Genomic DNA, 17,483 nt, shown 5'->3' with positions numbered 1-17,483 from the left:
TAGGCAGAACCCTAAAACTAAAAACCGCTTTTGACTGCGACGCCCATGAATCAACTGAACAATGGTTTTACAATATTTCTAAGTCTGCTAGTCGAGGCGATGCCTTTTTTGCTTCTTGGGGTTTTATTCTCCAGTTTGCTGCTGTTTTTTGTTGATGAGCGCAAATTAGTAGAAAAAATGCCCAAAAATCCGCTGCTGGGTGCTTTAGTTGGCAGCATGATCGGCTTTTTATTTCCAGTGTGTGAGTGCGGGAATGTACCGGTAGCGCGGCGGTTCCTAATGCAGGGAGTACCCACACCAGTCGCAATTGGTTTTTTGTTAGCAGCACCAACAATTAACCCAATTGTAATTTGGTCAACTTGGACAGCATTTCGAGATCAGCCAGAAATAGTGGTTTTACGAGTCGTATTTTCTCTAGCAATTGCCACAATTATCGGTTTTGTTTTCAGTTTTCAAAAGGACTTAAATCCCATAGTCCAACCTGCGATCGCTCGGTATATGAAGTTTAATCCACCCGCACAACCTGAAACCAAACGCCGTGGTAAGCGTTACCAAGTACAACAGGAAGCAACAGTACCGAATCTGTTACAATCCGGGACTTATATCTTAGGAGGAAAAGCAGGTATACCTTTGCGGATAGATCCTAATTTGGTACAGGCTACTACCGCAGTGTCTAATCCGAATAAACCGCTTACAGATAAACTGCGCTTAGTGGTGGATAATAGCATCCAAGAATTGCGAGAATTAGGCGGGGTGATGATTTTAGGAAGTGCGATCGCTGCTGCTATTCAAGTCCTAGCTCCCCGCGAATTAATTCTCAGTTTGGGAGCTGGTCCCATTAGTTCAATTGTGGTCATGCTGATATTAGCAGTAGTGGTGTCAATTTGTTCTACAGTCGATTCTTTCTTTGCCTTATCTTTCGCCTCAACCTTTAGCAGTGGTTCATTGCTGGCATTTTTAGTGTTTGGGCCAATGATTGACATCAAAAGTGTTGGTTTGATGTTATCTATTTTTAAACCCAAAACTATTTTTTACTTATTTGCTTTAGCAGGACAATTAACATTTTTGTTCACCCTTTTCTTGAACTTGTACGTTTTTTAAGAAATTATTTGTCATTTGTCCTTTGTTAATGACTAATGACTAATGACTAATGACCAATGACTAATGATTAATGGCTAACAAAAATCCCAAATCTAAAATCCTAAATCTTTTATTCCCTTGGCTGGATGCCTTAGCAATTACAGCTTGGGGTGTTTTGATGTTGAGATATTGGCAAACTAACAAGCTGAACCTATTGATTCACCCAAATTTCTTTGGGTTGGTGATTGTGGCTGGTATCGGCTTCATCATTATTGGTTTATTTAAGATGCAGGAACTTTGGCAACGGCGTCGCCGTGATGTTACGCCAAATATGCAGCATATTAGTTTATTTCCCCCTGGTTGGGGCAGTGCTTTGTTGTTGACTACAGCAATTCTAGGTTTTATCATTACACCGCAAGTTTTTGCTAGTGACAAAGCACTCCAAAGGGGTGTGACGGCTGATTTATTGGGAAGCACACGTGTCAAACCCCAAGCCTTTCGGGTAACTGTTCGTCCAGAAGAGCGATCACTTGTAGACTGGGTACGCACTGTCAATGTCTATCCAGAGCCAGATGCATATACAGGACAAAAAGTCAAGGTGCAGGGATTTGTGATCCACCCGCCAGATATAGGAAAAGAATATTTATTTTTAGCCCGATTTGTCTTAACTTGTTGTGCAGCAGATGCTTACCCTGTGGGATTACCCGTCAAACTACAAGAAAATCAAGAGCGTTACTCCCCTGATACCTGGCTGGAGGTCGAAGGGCAAATGGTGACAGAAAATTTGGCAGATAAACGCCAACTTACTATTGCCGCTACCTCTCTAAAAAAGATTCCTCAACCGGAGAATCCATATAGTTATTAGTCATTAGTCATTTGTCATTTGTAGATGACTAACAACCAATGCCCCATGCCCAATGCCCAATGCCCAATGCCCAATGCCCAATGCTCAATGACAAATGACTAAATCTAAAGCATTTATCCAACCCCTGGATCGGATAGCGATCGCACTGATGTTACTGCTGAGTGTGCTGATTGGGTTAATCATAATGCAAGGTGATGTAATCACTGCCCGTGTCCGGGACTTTACCTGGCAAAATCAACAAATTGGGGCAGAAGATACCTCCTTCACCCTCACTTTCAGCCGCCCAATGGAAATAAAAAGCGTAGAGGAGAACTTAAAAATTGAGCCACCCCTAGCAGGTAAATTCAGTTGGGCAGGGCGGCGGATGGTTTATACACTGGTGACACCAGCACCCTATGGCACGAATTATAAAGTGCAGTTAGAGGGAGCTAAAGATCAGTTTGCGGAACAAGAAGGCAAAAATCGGGTAATACAGCCCTTTGTTGGTAGCTTCCGCACACGCGATCGCATTATTCTTTACATAGGAACCGATAAAGAAGAACAGGGACGATTAGTTCTTTACAACTTAACCGAAGAGCAAAAAAGACTACTTACCCCTAAAGACTTGATAGTAATGGACTTTGAGTCCTTTCCTGATGGGGAGAAAATTTTATTTTCTGCTCGCGCTGCTAACAACCAAGACTTACTTTCAGCCCAACTATACACAGTGACAACAGGCGTTCCTGGTAAATCTGAACAAGAAGTAGAACCAGCAGGCAGAGTTGACTTGGTTTTAGATAGTAAAGATTATCAAAACCTGAAATTTGACTTATCGCCTGATGGGCAAACTATTGTCATCCAGCGAGGCAATAAAACTAATCCCGGTGACTTTGGGCTGTGGTTTATGCCAGCAACCAGCAACGGTTCAGCAGAAAAACCCACCCCTAAACGTCTGGAAAGCCAACCTGGGGGAGACTTTATCATCACACCAGATAGTCAAGCCGTAGCAGTTGCCCAAGGACAGGGAGCAGCCATCCTACCACTGCAAGGTGATGCCAGTAAACCCCTAGATTTTCTTCCGCAGTTTGGTTTGGTACAGGCTTTCTCTAAAGATGGCTCTCAAGCAGCGATGGTAAAGTTTAATACAGATTACACGCGAGATTTGTTTTTAGTAACAAACCAAGGTGTGCAGAAACAACTATTAAAAACTACAGGCTCAATTCTCAGCTGCCAATTTGATATTGCCTCACCCACTATCTATTGCTTACTGACACAGCTAGTATCTAAGGAACAATACATAGAACAGCCTTATGTGGTGGCAATTGATCTAAAAACCGGGCAACAGAAACCATTGTTAGTATTACCTCCCGCTCAACGGAATGTGCAAATGAGTTTATCTGCTGACGGTTTAGGCTTGTTATTTGACCAAGTAGTACCGCAGACAAACATAACAGCATCATTACCACCAAACACTTTGAAAACTGATGATGGAGATGCGATCGCAACCAGTAGCTTGTGGTTAATGCCTCTGTTACCCATTGCCGATGCTGCAACCGTTGAAATTAGACCAGAACAACTCCCCTTAGCCGGATTTCGTCCTCGCTGGCTACCTTGAAATAGAGGCAAGGGAGCAGGGAGCAGGGGGAATAATTTATATGGGGATTCAAACCCATGTTCCCTCTTTAATTTCATGGCAGAAGAAAATAATAATTTTTCCAAGCATTATGCTCCCTTCAAGAAACACCTCTTCGTTGAAAAATCTTAGATTCCCGACTTATTAAGGAAGTCGGGAATCTTGATGGTAACAAGGTGACAAATTATCCTTTATCGAAGATTTTTAAAGTATCACTTGATAATTTATCCAAGCTTCCCAAAAAATATAAATTGATAGTATTCCTAAGAAGATACGAAGTACTAAACTCACAGTATAATCTGGTAGTTTTGGCAATGTGCGAGTACTCATTTTAACGCCTAAAAGACCGCCACATCCCAAAACTATACCTTGAATAAATAGAATATTTCCTTCTAAAGTGTGTCCTGTGCAGGCAGCTAAACCAGTGATGACAATCACACCTAAGCTAGTCTGAATTGCTACTTTAATTTCTTCCCCTAGTAGCAAAATTTGCAGTGGAACCATTATAGTACCGCCACCTAAGCCAAATAAACCTGCTAAAATTCCTGCTGCTCCTCCAGTACCAATTTTAGAAACTAAGGAGTTAAATACTGGGGCTGTATTCTGTTTTTCTTTAAACACCAGTTGCTTACGAAGTTCAATCAAATAGATATTAGCAAGCAGTATGATACCAAATGTAAATAGTATTATGTAAGATGGAATTTTATTAGCGAAATATACACCTATTCCAGTAGTTAAAAAAGCTGGAATTCCTAAATAAATTACTCGTTTAAAGTCAAAGTAGCCCATTCGCCAATTCTGCAAACTTCCAGAAATTGAAGTAATCACAATTGCAAGGCTACTAGTAGCGATCGCCTGAACGGGAGTATAACCTAGTGTGACTAAAAGAGGAATTGTGATAATACCGCCACCTATTCCTAAAAGTCCAGCTATAACTCCAGATATTAAACCCCCAGTTACTAAAATCAACCAACTAAAATCAATCATATAATAGGTCTTTTTCTAGAGAACTGATAGTGTTGAGTGGGCATGGGGCATTAGGCATTGGGCATTAATCACTTGATTCCAAACTCCTAACTCCTAACTTCTAACTCCTAACTCCCTCACCCCTTTACCGTCACCGGATAGCTAACAACACCTCCGTAGAGCAATCCAAAATCATTCCACGGAACTGTACTCGGTTGTGTATTACCTAAATTGTCAGTAGCACGAGCCTGGAGAAAATATTCCCCCGGAACTGGGTTCCATTCGATGTCCCACCGTACCCATGCAAATGGAAAATTTGGTTCTCGTAGTCGTGCAAATTGCCAAGTTTTGCCCCCATCTAGGCTGACTTCTACACGGACAATCTTTCCTTTCCCAGACCAAGAACGCCCACGCAGTAAGTGAGTTCGAGCCGAAAGCGTAGCGGGCCAAGCCAACTCAAAAGCGCTTTTAACATTTTGATAGGTAATCAGCTTACCCTTATACGGTGCGATCGCTGGGTAGTCTGCACCAATCAGCACCATCTGCTCCGTCACCCACTGGGTATATATCGGTGTTTCAGAAACCTCAATCCGCTCAATCCATTTAACGTTAGCGTTTCCTCCCCAACCAGGAAATAAGGCACGGCACGGCTGACCATGATCTGGAGGTAATGGTTCTCCGTTCATTGCATAGACAAGGAGCGAGTTATCTGCTAACGCTTTTGCAATCGGAACTACATTGTTGAACTTGGATTTATTCGTCCCCTTAGAGTCCAGCGAATCCACATCTGCACCCTCAACAAGTACATCTTTTGCTGTGGACTTTAATTTAGCTCGCTCTAATAATATGCTCAGTGGTACACCAGTCCACTCAGCCACACCAATAGCTCCAAGTCTCCACCGTGTTCCAGAGAGTGGTGTGTTGTAAGCCTCTTCAAAGAAGCGCCGACCATTAGCAGCACACTCTATGGCACAAGTGACCGAGATGGACGGCATAGCAATTATTTCATCGTAAGTGAACTTACAGGGGGCAGAAACGCCGGTTCCATGAATTTGCAAACGCCATGTAGAAGGGTCAAATGGCGGAGGTGTACTGCGGTTATGAACATAGAACCAATCGTTTGGTACTAAATAACCACGCCCATACATTGCTTCCCAGTTCATCTCTAATGTGCCTTTGCTATGAGAGATATACCCTGGTGGTAATGGCTTGAGTATTTTACTGCCTTTAGTTTTAATAGCTGCTTGACTGTAAGCAGGCGCAGGTTTGGCTAACCCTCCGATAGCTGTTGCACCAACCATAGTGGCTAGTATTTGCAGAAAGCGCTGGCGCGAAATACTTGCATCTGTACTTTTTTGCCAGATATACCGATCAACCCGTGCCTGTAGATAATCCTCCTGGTCAAAGAGGTTTTCATCGCTCAAGCTATATTACCTCCTTGTAATTTTCAGTAGATAGGGGCACGGCATATCGTGCCCCTACTGCCATATATTTTTTAGCGAGAAAAAGGGGTAAGACTAGCTGTTTATCGCTGTCCAAACACCAGTTATTTCATCTTGTGTGTAGTTGGGCAAATAGTGAGCAAATCCGTTTCTAGCTATTTGAGCGATCGCATCAATAAAGCGATCGCAATCTTCCAATGTATTATATACAGCAAAGCTTGCTCGGATAATACTAGGAATGTTGCGCGTAATTCCTCTGTCTACTTCTTTGGCAATCTCGCAGTCTTGCCCATCCGAAATATTCTTGAGTTTGCGAATGTATTCGTATGTGCAGAAAGCCCCAGCCCGAACTCCAATCCCGTATTCTTGTGCCAGAATCTCTGCTACTAAGCGTCCATCAAACCCATCAATATCAAAGGGAATAACATGGGCTAAATTATCTCCTGGAATATGGACTTTGACACCAGGAATACTTTGAAGCCGTGTATATGTAAATTCAACTAAAGAGTGTTCATACTGAGCAATGCGATCGCGTCCAAGGGCTTCGATAATTTGAATCGCCTTGGCAATGGCGATCGCACCCATTGCGTTTGGTGTTCCAGGATCATGGGCCCGTTCTGTATAAAAACGCTTAATCTCTAGGTTTCTAGTAATATAGGGCAGGTTTCCACCGCCAATTTGATAAGGATAAGAACTGTCAAAAAATTCCTTTGGCCCCAGCAAAACCCCAGTTCCATAGGGCGCATACATCTTGTGTCCAGAGAAAGCTACAAAATCTAAATGACACGGGTCATTATCGGCACGCATATCTACTCGCTCATGCTGAATTAATTGGCACACATCGGCAAAAATCTTAGCACCATACCGATGTGCTAAAGCTGCGATTTCGTAAATCGGGGGTCTGTAACCTGTAATTGTCGAAGCACCTGTAATAGTTACTAACTTAATTTGCTCTGCTTTGGGAAGATTTTGATGTGCCTTGAAGATATTCTCAATTTCTGCAACACTTACACTTCCGTCCGCCTGGGTTCTGTACTGTACAACTTCGTCTCTAGTAACCCAAGGCAGCAGGTTGGATGAATGTTCAATATCAGAAACTAAGATTTTTCCAGGTTTTTTTGCCCAAAGTGTGGCAGCTCCATTAATTGCCTCTGTTGTATTCTTTGCAAAGATTACATAGTTGTCTAAAGATGACCCCACAAACTCCCGAATGACGTTCCGACTAGCGTCATACTCTCGTGTAGTGATGATGGACTTTTGCCCAGAACCTCGATGTACACTGCCATAGGTGTCAAGCATTTCGTCCACATACTGCTTGAGGCTTGCAAAGGGAGTGGTTGTAGCTCCATTATCCAAGTTGATATACTTGACATAGTTTCCGTTAAGAGTTTTTACCTTGAAAGATAGAGACTCATCTGTAAATAACGGTCTGATTTCTTTATCCCAAAAACTGTCAAAATTTTCTGCAATCAGTGGTAATTGGGCAGCTTCTTGCTTTATGTTTGCACCCATTGTAAGTATATCAGTCATCTTTAAGAACCTCTATTTTAAAGTTTGAATTTTTGGACAAGCCTAACTGCTACAACGCTTTATCTAACGTAATAATCACATTACTACGTGGTTAAATAGTCTTTATATTTACTTTTTTACTACTAGAAAACTCGGTTACTTCAATTATTTTAATAAATCAATTGAAAATGTATCCGTGATAATACTTAATTTACAATAAAAGTATTATAAATTAATCTACATTTATAAACACTAACAATAAGTATTAAAGTATACTTTGTATTGTTGTGGAGTCAGCGCTTTAACAGAAGCTCTTAGTTGTTTGCTGATATATAAATAGCGATCGCCCAAACTAACAGAATTATCATCGAGCAGTAAATACTTGTACCAACATCTATCCTGAGTAATAAAACATCCAAACGATAAACGTATTTACAGATACATTTATAATTTAAATATTAAGGTAGATGCGATTATAGACAATAATTTATGTGGTGAGGAAGTTTTTCATGTAGAAAAACTTCTCAGCCCATGCATTTTAGTTTTTAAGCATCGGATTTCCCCTCTGTGACCATCTCCAGAGGCGGCCCTAATCCCTTTGTTTGCGTATCTTCTTGACGGGGAAGAGCATCATAGTGTTATAACGGCATCAGTCTAGATACAAAATGGGGAACACCAATTGATGATTAATTGCTGGTGCTTGGAGAGAGTTAAACTTAGCTTCTAGAGCAAACCCTGATTAGACAGAATTGATAAGCAATGCTAATGCCAGCACTGCTGAATATTTTTAAGCAGGTGGGTCAAGAGTGATGAATGAAGCTGACACCTCAAACAAGGGGGCTGTGATGGAATCCCTAAATTCTGCTAATTCGCCACAATCGGAGCAGGCGAGTTGTCCCTTTTACTCAGTTGTGCCTAATGACAATATGGTAGTAAAAAAAATGCCACTTTTGATGCCAGCTGAAGATACACAATTTTCAAAAGATACCACCCAGCAGGACTGGGTTGCAGAGCCTGAAAGCGGCAAACAAGCACTTATTGACTCAGAATTTCAGAACCTGCTGGCATTGAACGAAGAATTGCGTGCAGCTAACAATAACTTGTATGAACAAGTGGAACAGCTAAAAGACAATTTAGCTGAGTCAGAAAAGGTTTTGCAGTGGCAGAAAACGCGTTCTAGCGTTACTGAGTCGATGCTCAACCAACACGTTCAAGAACTGGCTGCGGCTCAAGATCAGATAAAATCCTTATTTCAACAATTAGAAACTGCTGTACAAACTGTTCAACGCCAGGAAATTTTCACTGATACTTATAAAGCACAGCTACAAATTAGCCAACAACGTCTTGCCCAGTTAGAGCGAGAATGTACGTTACTACACACTAATAACAGCGAACAGTCTCAGCAGCTATTGCAATCAGAAACTGTTTGTCGGGAGTTACGTACTAGATTGATGCGGCAACAACGCCAGACGCTGCAATTTAAAGCAGCTCTAGAAAAATGTTTAGATACATCAGTTCCTAGCTACGACTCCCTAGAAGATACTGCACAACATCCCAAAGACATAACTAGTAAACAAGGAAGATTCTCTAGAAAAGCTCGGTCTTTATTTCCTAACGCCCAGCCGATTCAACCTTGGTCAGGAGAACCAGAATCCTTGGATAATCTCGATGATTCTTGGGGCGAACCGTCAGCACCAATCCCATTCCAAAGAAATGAACCGACTCCGCCGCCATCATCTTCTTGGAACTGGTCAGTTAAGCAAAATACCCCAACACCAGCAGAACCCGGCCCATCTCCAAAGATTGATGATCCAGATACACCGGAAACTGTTTCAACTTCTGAGTCATCAAATTTAGATCAGCAATTAGATAGTCTAATCCAAATGTTTTTTACCTCTCAATCTGCATCTGCATCATCATCACCTGCTGCAAAAACTGATGTAGATAGCAATCAGGGTGATGCGCCTATCTGGGAGATAGCAACAATCCTAGAAGACGATGAGAAATTAAAAAATCCACAGGAGGAGCAGTTGGAACCAGAAATCAATTCTTCTATAACTATCTCCACTTCTTGCACGACAGATTCTATGGTTTCACCAACCAATAACTTACCTGTTTCCTCTACTTCACCTGATATTGAGACGCTTAGTGAAGGAACTGAAGATTACTGGTCAGAAGTTTCACAATTAACACAGTTGGAATTGTCGGCGACAAATTTGCCTCCAGAGTCATTAGATCAGAACACCAGTGATACATCACCTTCACCTGTGGTTTATCCCCAGCGTCCACCTAAGGGGCGTAAATCATTGGCATCTGTGGAACTGCCGAATTTTCGCCCCAAGAGTCAATAGTTAGTTGTCATTAGTCATTTGTCTAATACTAATGACCAATGACTAATGACTAATTCTTACTTCTGACTTCGGTATTATAGCTTCTGGGTTGGCTTTTACTACTTGAGAGCGCGATCGCGGTTTGCCTGTAGCGATCGCATAATTAATCGCCAGCAGCCACAGCCACAAGCCTGGATTCCGGGGTTCTAGCCAAAAACCTACCCGGTTCAAGAAGCGGGGGAACCACGGACTCAGCAAAGAACTAATTAGGGCATGGCGACCGAAGTTAAAATAACTACCAAGCCATCGCCCTAAATCTCTAGGCCCAGCAAGTTCCCAAATCCATAAAAGTAAGGCAGGATTTTTTGTAGCTGCTTTAAGTGCTAGGCGGTTAAAGGTTAACCAATCACATCTATCTTTGATGAAGTTATCTGCTACTTCTTGGGGTTCGTCTGCTAACAGTCCAAAGAAGGTGTTGAGCATGGAGTTAATCCGTTGGGGCGGTAAAAATTTCCCAGTAGGCACCATCATGCCTTTGGAAAATAGCCAAGTCACTGAAACGTTGCTTTGGTAAGCGCGAATTTGGTTCAGGTGGCGGAAACTCAACAAGTCATGTTTGAGAGCAATATCCAACAGCGTAGTTAACCGCTCTAAGTTGCGAACTAGCGAACCAAAACCAGTAAAAACGAGGGGAGACTGGAGTGATGCGGCATCACCTATTGCAATCAATCGATCAAAGGCAACTGTGCGATCGTTACTTCCCACACTAAAATGCCCCGGTATATATCCAAATGTCGGCTTTTTCCACACCAATTTGTCCATATCGCACCTGCGATACTCTGGCAAAATCGTGAAAAAGTCCTCGTACATCTCTAGCAAAGAACCGGGATTTTTAGCATTGACTTCGTGGTAATGAAATAAATAAATTGTCAGTTCATCATCTGCTCCGGGAAACAATTCCCAAATTAACTGCCTTCCCCGCGAGATATCCCCATGACTGTAAAGAACGTCCCCATATTGTGAATCCCACACTTGCGGCTCAAATCCGCTCTCAATTGCCGCTCCCACTGTCGGACATACACTATCAAAAGCACGACCACCATTTAATTGCCAAGCGATGGGAGATGCAGTCCCCATCGCATCTATTAGCAGTCGTCCACTTACTTGCTTCTCAACCTGACTAGGTAAGTGTTTGACTTTCAAAGCAACTTGTGATATATCAATATCTGCACGGATAAACTCTGTTTCATCCCAGATTTCACCGCCTGCTGCTTGCAGTTTTTGCCCACACATTTGCAGCCATTTTTCGGAATCTAAGCCTAAATTTAGGACTGTAGGTGTGTGGAGGACAGGCGATCGCAGTTTCGATGGATTATTAGCATCAAAAAACTTATTGAATCCGTCTTTGTATTCCCTGGCAATGATGGTTTCTAACTCAGCGGGGGTGAGTAAACCCAGGTTAACCAAACTTTGAATCTCATCACGAGAAATATTCCACTCTCGGTTCATTCGCCCAAAGGACATTCGTTCCACCAGCAAAACTTTATATCCCAGTTTTGCCATCAATGCTGCATGAATCGCGCCTAGTGCGCCGCCGATGTAAATTATGTCGTACTGGGGATTAGGGATTAAGGATTGGGTATTGGGATTACCTTTTCCCCAGTCCCTAGTCCCCAGTCCTGTGTCCCCTTGACTGGAAAACACCACTTGACGAGGCTGCTGCGGATTCCGTACTCCTTCGCGCCATCGTTGTTCCCACCAGTAGGCACGTGTTAAGTCATATTCACCGTTGGGCATTTTCTGAAAATACTTGACCGTGAGGGGGTAATAAGGGGCTAGTGCTGCAAATATTGATTGCTGAGATAAATCAATCGCTGGCGGTTCTGGATAATGATGTGGAAAACGGTTTCTGATTTCCTTGGTTAGACGTTGCAGGATTTGTCCCTCATTGGGAAAGGGCTGTTCTGCCCAACGAAACACTTTCAGATAGGTAGTTCGTTGCACCGACCAGACAAATACCGAAAGTTCCGCAGGCAAGTTTTCGGAAATAGCTACCCCAGCAGTTGTAGTTTCAGTGGGAATTTGGAGGCGAAAGCCTTCCGATGTAAGCACTTTTTCTGCATTTCCGGGTTCAAAATCTGTTTGTAACCAGTTACGCACAGTTGCTATATCTGGAGTTGGTACTTCTAAATAAAGGATTTCTCTCATCGTTTCCTGACATCTCCGATCAATCTACTCACTAAGACAGATTTTATGAAGGCACAAAGTAAAGTACACTCCGCCCTATTACTTTGGTAAAGATTCAGTAAAGAAATTTTAAGATTTTGTCAAATTTATTGTACATTTTGTATTTCTGTAAACCCACGCCATGAATTATCCCATTCCAGACAGTCCCCAGGAAATTGCTGCCCTACGACAACAGCCGATTGATGAAGAACTAGTTGCCAGTGCAATCGCTGGAGTGATTAAAATTGTCCGTGCTCAGGGTCAATCTTTGGAAGAATTAACCGCTCAGTTGCTAGCAGATGATTCCCTGTTGGATCAGCAACAACGTCGCTGGTTAACCCAATTAGTTGCCCAATCCTGGGAAAAGTTCTCCTAAAATCTTGTCTATGATGAAGTTGTTGTCGCAGCATTAGTTTTCTAGGACTGCACCTAAATGTTGGCGATGCCTGCGGCGGGGTGCGCCTACGCATTTTAGGTATAGGAGTAACATATCTGGAATTGGCAATTGGGTTGCTATGTTTGCATTTACGGCACAGAAGCCACTAACTTAACCATATCAGCACTGGGCACTAGAAACTCAATCAGATACGTCAAAACTAGCCTAAGGATGAATATACTCAAAATGATCAGTCTTCTGGATGAGTTGCCAGATCAGCCAGTTTTTTCGAGTAAATCCAAGGGTTGGAATTTCAATGTTTTATATCGATTCATGTGGTAGCGATCGCTCTTTGGAAAAAAACTTTTTGGTTTACTGAATATATGCAAGGGTGGAAGTTAGCGTTCAATGATCTGCTTATTAGCTCGAAAATGGGAGGCGATCGCCTCCCATTTTCATTGCAAATCGTAAAACTTACACTACATCATATTTTTGTCAACTAGAAGCTTTCACCATTGCTTCCGCTTGAGAGTGCAATAACAAACCATATTCCAAGCCCTCCACCACAGCTTGATAGGAAGCCTCCAAAATATTGGTAGAAACCCCTACTGTTGTCCAGCGTTGACGACCATTGCCTGATTCTACCAACACACGGGTTTTTGCCGCAGTACCCGTATGTCCGTTGAGAATCCGCACTTTATAATCTGTCAAATCAAAGGTTGCTATTTGGGGATAAAAGTTTACCAAAGCCTTTCGTAAAGCTGCATCCAAAGCAGCAACGGGCCCGTTACCTTCCGCCGCCTCCAGAATATTTTTCCCATCAACAGCGAGTTTGACTGTGGCTAGGGCGTTGCTAGTTTCTTTCCCCTCAATCAAGTCACAGTGGACTTGAAAACCTTTGACTTCAAAAAACTTCTGGCGATCTCCCAAAGCTTCGTGCATCAACAGCGCAAAACTAGCCTCTGCTGCTTCAAATTGAAATCCCTCACTCTCTAAATCTTTGAGGCGCTGGAGAATTTGCTTGGCTTCTGCCTTTTGGTGATCTAAGTCAATTCCAAAACTGCGGGCTTTGGCTAAAACATTGCTAAGTCCAGACTGTTCAGAAATAACGATGCGGCGATGATTCCCGACTTGTTCCGGCTGAATGTGTTCGTAAGTCAGGGGATTACGTTCCACGGCTGATACATGAATACCGCCTTTGTGGGCAAAAGCCGAAAGTCCCACAAAGGGAGCGTGTTCATCTGGTGCAAGGTTGACCACCTCACTCACAAAACGACTAGCTTCTGTAAGTTGTGTTAGCTGGTCTTCTGTGATACAACTGTAACCCGCCTTCAGTTGTAAATTGGGAATTAACGAACAGAGGTTAGCATTACCGCAACGTTCACCGTAACCATTAATTGTGCCCTGTACCATCTTTGCCCCTGCCATAACGGCGGCTATTGCGTTAGCAACCGCCATTTCCGAATCGTTATGAGTATGAATTCCAATTTGAGGGATTGTCCTTTGTCCTTTATCCTTTGTCATTGGTTCTTGACTAATGACAAATGACAAATGACTACTGACATCTTGAACAATTTGGCTAATTTCGTGGGGTAAAGTGCCACCATTGGTATCACACAAGACTAGCCATTCAGCACCAGATGCGATCGCAGCCTCTAATGTCTGTAAAGCGTAATCTGGATTATGCTTGTAACCATCAAACCAATGTTCGGCATCGTAGATAATGCGACGACCTTGAGAACGGAGGTACTCAATGGTGTCACGAATCATCGCCAAATTTTCTTCTAATGTCGTCTTCAGGCTGGCTGTGACATGTAAATCCCAAGACTTGCCAAAAATCGTTACCCAGCGAGTTCCCGCAGCCAAAATATCCTGTAGCATCGGTTCGGTTGCGGCAGTGGTGTTGGGGCGTCGAGTCGAACAAAAAGCCACAATTTCAGCTTGTTTTAGCGGATCTTCTTGGAGTTGCCAGAAGAATTGTACATCCTTGGGATTTGCACCAGGCCAACCGCCTTCAATAAAGGGAATTCCCAGTTGATCGAGTCTTTTGGCAATGCGTAACTTATCTTCTATCGATACTGATAGCCCCTCGCGCTGAGTGCCATCCCGTAATGTAGTGTCATAGAGCCAAAGTTGAGGTGAGGAATTTGTGGTCATAAAACTGGGACCGACGAGACAACTTTCGAGGCAATGTGTCAATATACAACAAAACGCCAGTTTGACAATTTAAAAATGCCTAAGATACTAGCTCAAGGTAAAACAATTGAGTGCGTAAGTAAAAGCAATCTCCGAACAATTTTGCTGCAAAATGGTATTGACCTCTACAATGACGGTGCTAAGGTAATAAACTGTCGGGGCATTGGCAGTTGTGGAACCTGCGCGGTTAAGGTAGAGGGTGAAGTATCAGCAGCGAATTGGCGTGATCGAGCACGGCGTTCGCTTCCTCCCCATTCTCCTACAACAGACTTGCGTTTAGCCTGTCAAACTCAGGTTTTAGGCGACGTGAAAGTGACAAAGTTTGATGGATTTTGGGGACAAGGTTCTCGAATAGTGTGGACACCAAAAGGTTAAAAAGGAGTAAGACAAGATGGGTAGATGGACACCCTTAATTTTAATGGCTGGAGGTTTAGCCATTCTGCTTGGTACATTACTAGGCATCAACTTTCCTATGGGCGTACAAACTGCTAACAATCCCAGTGACAGGAAATCAGAAGTCCTGCCAGCTAATATCAATGTTAATAGCGGTGCTGGCAGCAGGAATGATGGAGCTGCAACTGAAGGAACTGAAGGAAATGAAACAAGTGAAACAAACCAACCTAGACGCACTATTGTAGCCCCAAGACCTGACAACAGGAGTAGCGTTGCCCAGAATACTGACAGTACAACAGACGTTAATACAGATACTTCACAAACTGATACACCATCCACTGATGTAAATCAAGGCAACGAACCTATTCGTGCTTTGTGGTAATGATACATCCATGTTTAATTACAAGTTATAAGTTATGAGTTTTAGTTATGAGTTATTAGTTATGTACTAATGATAAATAGCTAATAATAAATGACTAATGACTAGTGAGATTGTAATTATTGGTGGCGGCGTTATTGGTTTAGCGATCGCCATTGAACTAAAACTGCGCGGGACAAGTGTCACCGTGTTTTGTCGTGACTTTCAGGCTGCCGCTACCCATGCCGCTGCTGGGATGTTGGCACCAGATGCGGAAAACATCACTAATGGGGCAATGCGTTCCTTATGTTGGCGATCGCGTGCTTTATATCCCGACTGGACGCGCAAACTAGAAGAATTAACTGGGTTAAATACTGGCTACCGGCCCTGCGGTATCCTTGCACCCGTCTTTGAAGAGGCAGGGCAGGGGGCAAGGGGAACAGGGGGAGATAGGGAAGTAAATTCTTCCTCATCCTCCTCATCCCCGGCTTACTGGTTAAACGAAGAGGCAATTCATCAATATCAGTCAGGATTGGGAGCAGAGGTCGTTGGTGGCTGGTGGTATCCTGAAGACGCACTAGTTGATAATAAAGCTCTAGCTCACGTATTGTGGACAGTTGCTGAGTCTGTTGGTGTTGAACTCAAAGACGGCATTACAGTAGAAGCATTTTTACAGCAGCAAGGAAAAGTGGTTGGTTTGCAAACCAATGCTGGAATGATTCGCGCCGCGCACTATGTTTTAGCTTCAGGTGCTTGGTCAAATGAGTTGTTACCAATACCCGTGCGTCCTAGAAAAGGACAAATGCTGAGTGTGCGGATACCAGAATTTGCGCCGGAATTGCCCTTGAAGCGGGTTTTGTTTGGGCAGGATATTTACATCGTACCAAGACGCGATCGCCTTGTTCTTGGCGCAACCAGCGAAGATGTTGGCTTTACCCCTAACAACACCCCAGAAGGCATTCAAAAACTATTACAAGCTGCCATCCGGTTGTATCCCCAGCTAAAACATTATCCCATCCAAGAATTCTGGTGGGGATTTCGCCCAGCCACCCCTGATGAGCTGCCCATCCTTGGCACTAGCCACTGTCCAAATTTAACCCTTGCTACAGGTCATTACCGTAACGGGATTCTACTTGCACCCGTAACAGCTTCATTGATTGCTGATTTGATCTTGGAACAAAAGTCTGACCCCCTACTTGCTGATTTTCACTATTCGCGCTTCCAGTCCAGACCATCTACCTCTACCCCAATGCTGACTCACTCTGCCAATTTCTCCAACGGGCATCATCTTGCCATATCGCCTCAGCAGTCACCACTCGCCATTCAAGATTCACCACTAATTATTGCTGGCAAAACCTTTCAATCCCGCTTGATGACTGGAACTGGCAAGTATCGCAGCATCGAAGAAATGCAGCAAAGCGTCGTCGCCAGTGATTGCCAGATTGTCACCGTAGCAGTCCGACGGGTACAAACCAAGGCCCCCGGACATGAAGGTTTAGCTGAAGCTTTAGATTGGACAAAAATCTGGATGTTGCCCAATACCGCAGGTTGCCAAACTGCTGAAGAGGCGATTCGGGTGGCGCGTTTGGGGCGAGAAATGGCGAAATTGTTAGGGCAGGAAGATAATAACTTTGTCAAGTTAGAAGTAATACCTGACCTTAAGTATTTGCTCCCAGATCCGATTGGGACGCTGCAAGCCGCAGAACAACTAGTTAAAGAAGGTTTTGCTGTATTGCCCTATATTAACGCTGACCCCATGTTAGCCAAGCGTTTAGAAGAAGTAGGCTGTGCTACGGTAATGCCTTTGGCATCGCCGATTGGTTCTGGACAAGGGCTAAAAACAACCGCCAACATCCAAATCATCATCGAAAATGCGAATGTGCCAGTGGTGGTGGATGCTGGTATTGGTTCACCCTCAGAAGCTGCTCAGGCAATGGAATTGGGAGCAGATGTTTTGTTGATTAATAGTGCGATCGCTCTTTCTCCAAATCCAGCAGCAATGGCTCGTGCCATGAATTTAGCAACAGTTGCCGGTCGTTTGGCATATCTTGCTGGCAGGATGCCTATCAAAGACTACGCTAGTCCTAGTTCTCCTCTAACTGGGACGATTACTAGTTAGGGCATGGGGAA

The 17,483-nt window shown here is 43.4% G+C and carries 13 protein-coding genes; 8 read left to right on the top strand and 5 right to left on the bottom strand.

Annotation, left to right across the window (positions count from 1 at the left end; translation table 11 throughout):
• The first annotated feature begins 45 nt into the window (after nucleotides 1-45).
• The 3 genes from H6G96_RS20435 (at nucleotide 46) to H6G96_RS20425 (ending at nucleotide 3,539) form a co-directional block, all read left to right on the top strand.
• Nucleotides 46-1,101, top strand: coding sequence for a permease (locus tag H6G96_RS20435; protein ID WP_190913143.1), 1,056 nt, complete (start codon nucleotides 46-48; stop codon nucleotides 1,099-1,101).
• Between the two features lie 70 nt (nucleotides 1,102-1,171).
• Complete coding sequence (locus tag H6G96_RS20430) at nucleotides 1,172-1,945, top strand: TIGR03943 family protein (protein ID WP_190913142.1); 774 nt, start codon at nucleotides 1,172-1,174, stop codon at nucleotides 1,943-1,945.
• Between the two features lie 94 nt (nucleotides 1,946-2,039).
• Nucleotides 2,040-3,539, top strand: coding sequence for an Ig-like domain-containing protein (locus tag H6G96_RS20425; protein WP_190913141.1), 1,500 nt, complete (start codon nucleotides 2,040-2,042; stop codon nucleotides 3,537-3,539).
• Nucleotides 3,540-3,761: 222 nt separating this feature from the next.
• Here H6G96_RS20425 and H6G96_RS20420 read toward each other — a convergent pair whose 3' ends face one another.
• From H6G96_RS20420 to H6G96_RS20410, 3 genes are all read right to left on the bottom strand, one after another.
• On the bottom strand, nucleotides 3,762-4,544 hold the full coding sequence (locus H6G96_RS20420; RefSeq protein WP_190913140.1) for a sulfite exporter TauE/SafE family protein: 783 nt from the start codon (nucleotides 4,542-4,544) through the stop codon (nucleotides 3,762-3,764).
• Nucleotides 4,545-4,660: 116 nt separating this feature from the next.
• A complete protein-coding gene (locus H6G96_RS20415; protein WP_190913139.1) occupies nucleotides 4,661-5,947 on the bottom strand; it encodes a sulfite oxidase in 1,287 nt (428 codons plus the stop codon).
• 93 nt (nucleotides 5,948-6,040) lie between these two features.
• Nucleotides 6,041-7,495 (bottom strand): aminotransferase class V-fold PLP-dependent enzyme, encoded by a 1,455-nt coding sequence (locus tag H6G96_RS20410; RefSeq protein WP_190913138.1) that lies wholly within the window; start codon nucleotides 7,493-7,495, stop codon nucleotides 6,041-6,043.
• 788 nt (nucleotides 7,496-8,283) lie between these two features.
• On the opposite strand from H6G96_RS20410, the gene H6G96_RS20405 reads away from it, so the two are divergent.
• Nucleotides 8,284-9,825 (top strand): hypothetical protein, encoded by a 1,542-nt coding sequence (locus tag H6G96_RS20405; RefSeq protein WP_190913137.1) that lies wholly within the window; start codon nucleotides 8,284-8,286, stop codon nucleotides 9,823-9,825.
• A 42-nt stretch (nucleotides 9,826-9,867) separates the two neighbouring features.
• Here the strand turns inward: H6G96_RS20405 and H6G96_RS20400 are convergent, their stop codons facing one another.
• Nucleotides 9,868-12,012 carry a flavin-dependent dehydrogenase gene (locus H6G96_RS20400; RefSeq protein WP_190913136.1) on the bottom strand — a complete coding sequence of 715 codons (2,145 nt, stop codon included), beginning with the start codon at nucleotides 12,010-12,012 and terminating at the stop codon, nucleotides 9,868-9,870.
• A gap of 160 nt (nucleotides 12,013-12,172) precedes the next feature.
• Between H6G96_RS20400 and H6G96_RS20395 the strand changes: the two genes are divergently transcribed.
• Complete coding sequence (locus H6G96_RS20395; RefSeq protein ID WP_190913135.1) at nucleotides 12,173-12,406, top strand: hypothetical protein; 234 nt, start codon at nucleotides 12,173-12,175, stop codon at nucleotides 12,404-12,406.
• 495 nt (nucleotides 12,407-12,901) lie between these two features.
• Here H6G96_RS20395 and cimA read toward each other — a convergent pair whose 3' ends face one another.
• Nucleotides 12,902-14,563, bottom strand: coding sequence for a citramalate synthase (gene cimA / locus H6G96_RS20390; protein ID WP_190913134.1), 1,662 nt, complete (start codon nucleotides 14,561-14,563; stop codon nucleotides 12,902-12,904).
• Between the two features lie 75 nt (nucleotides 14,564-14,638).
• Here cimA and H6G96_RS20385 point away from each other — a divergent pair, with 75 nt between their 5' ends.
• The 3 genes from H6G96_RS20385 to thiO all read left to right on the top strand — a co-directional run bounded on the left by H6G96_RS20385 (nucleotide 14,639) and on the right by thiO (nucleotide 17,472).
• Entirely contained in the window at nucleotides 14,639-14,977 is a 339-nt protein-coding gene (locus H6G96_RS20385; protein ID WP_190913133.1) for a 2Fe-2S iron-sulfur cluster-binding protein, read from the top strand.
• Nucleotides 14,978-14,993: 16 nt separating this feature from the next.
• Nucleotides 14,994-15,377, top strand: coding sequence for a hypothetical protein (locus H6G96_RS20380; protein WP_190913132.1), 384 nt, complete (start codon nucleotides 14,994-14,996; stop codon nucleotides 15,375-15,377).
• Between the two features lie 97 nt (nucleotides 15,378-15,474).
• Nucleotides 15,475-17,472, top strand: a complete 1,998-nt coding sequence (gene thiO, locus H6G96_RS20375) for a glycine oxidase ThiO (RefSeq protein ID WP_190913131.1) — start codon at nucleotides 15,475-15,477, stop codon at nucleotides 17,470-17,472.
• Nucleotides 17,473-17,483 lie beyond the last annotated feature (11 nt).

The sequence above is a fragment of the Nostoc sp. FACHB-892 genome (assembly GCF_014698795.1).
Classification (GTDB): Bacteria; Cyanobacteriota; Cyanobacteriia; order Cyanobacteriales; family Nostocaceae; genus Nostoc.
Note: the sequence above shows the minus strand (reverse complement) of the source record. Positions and strands in the feature narration are given on the sequence as shown.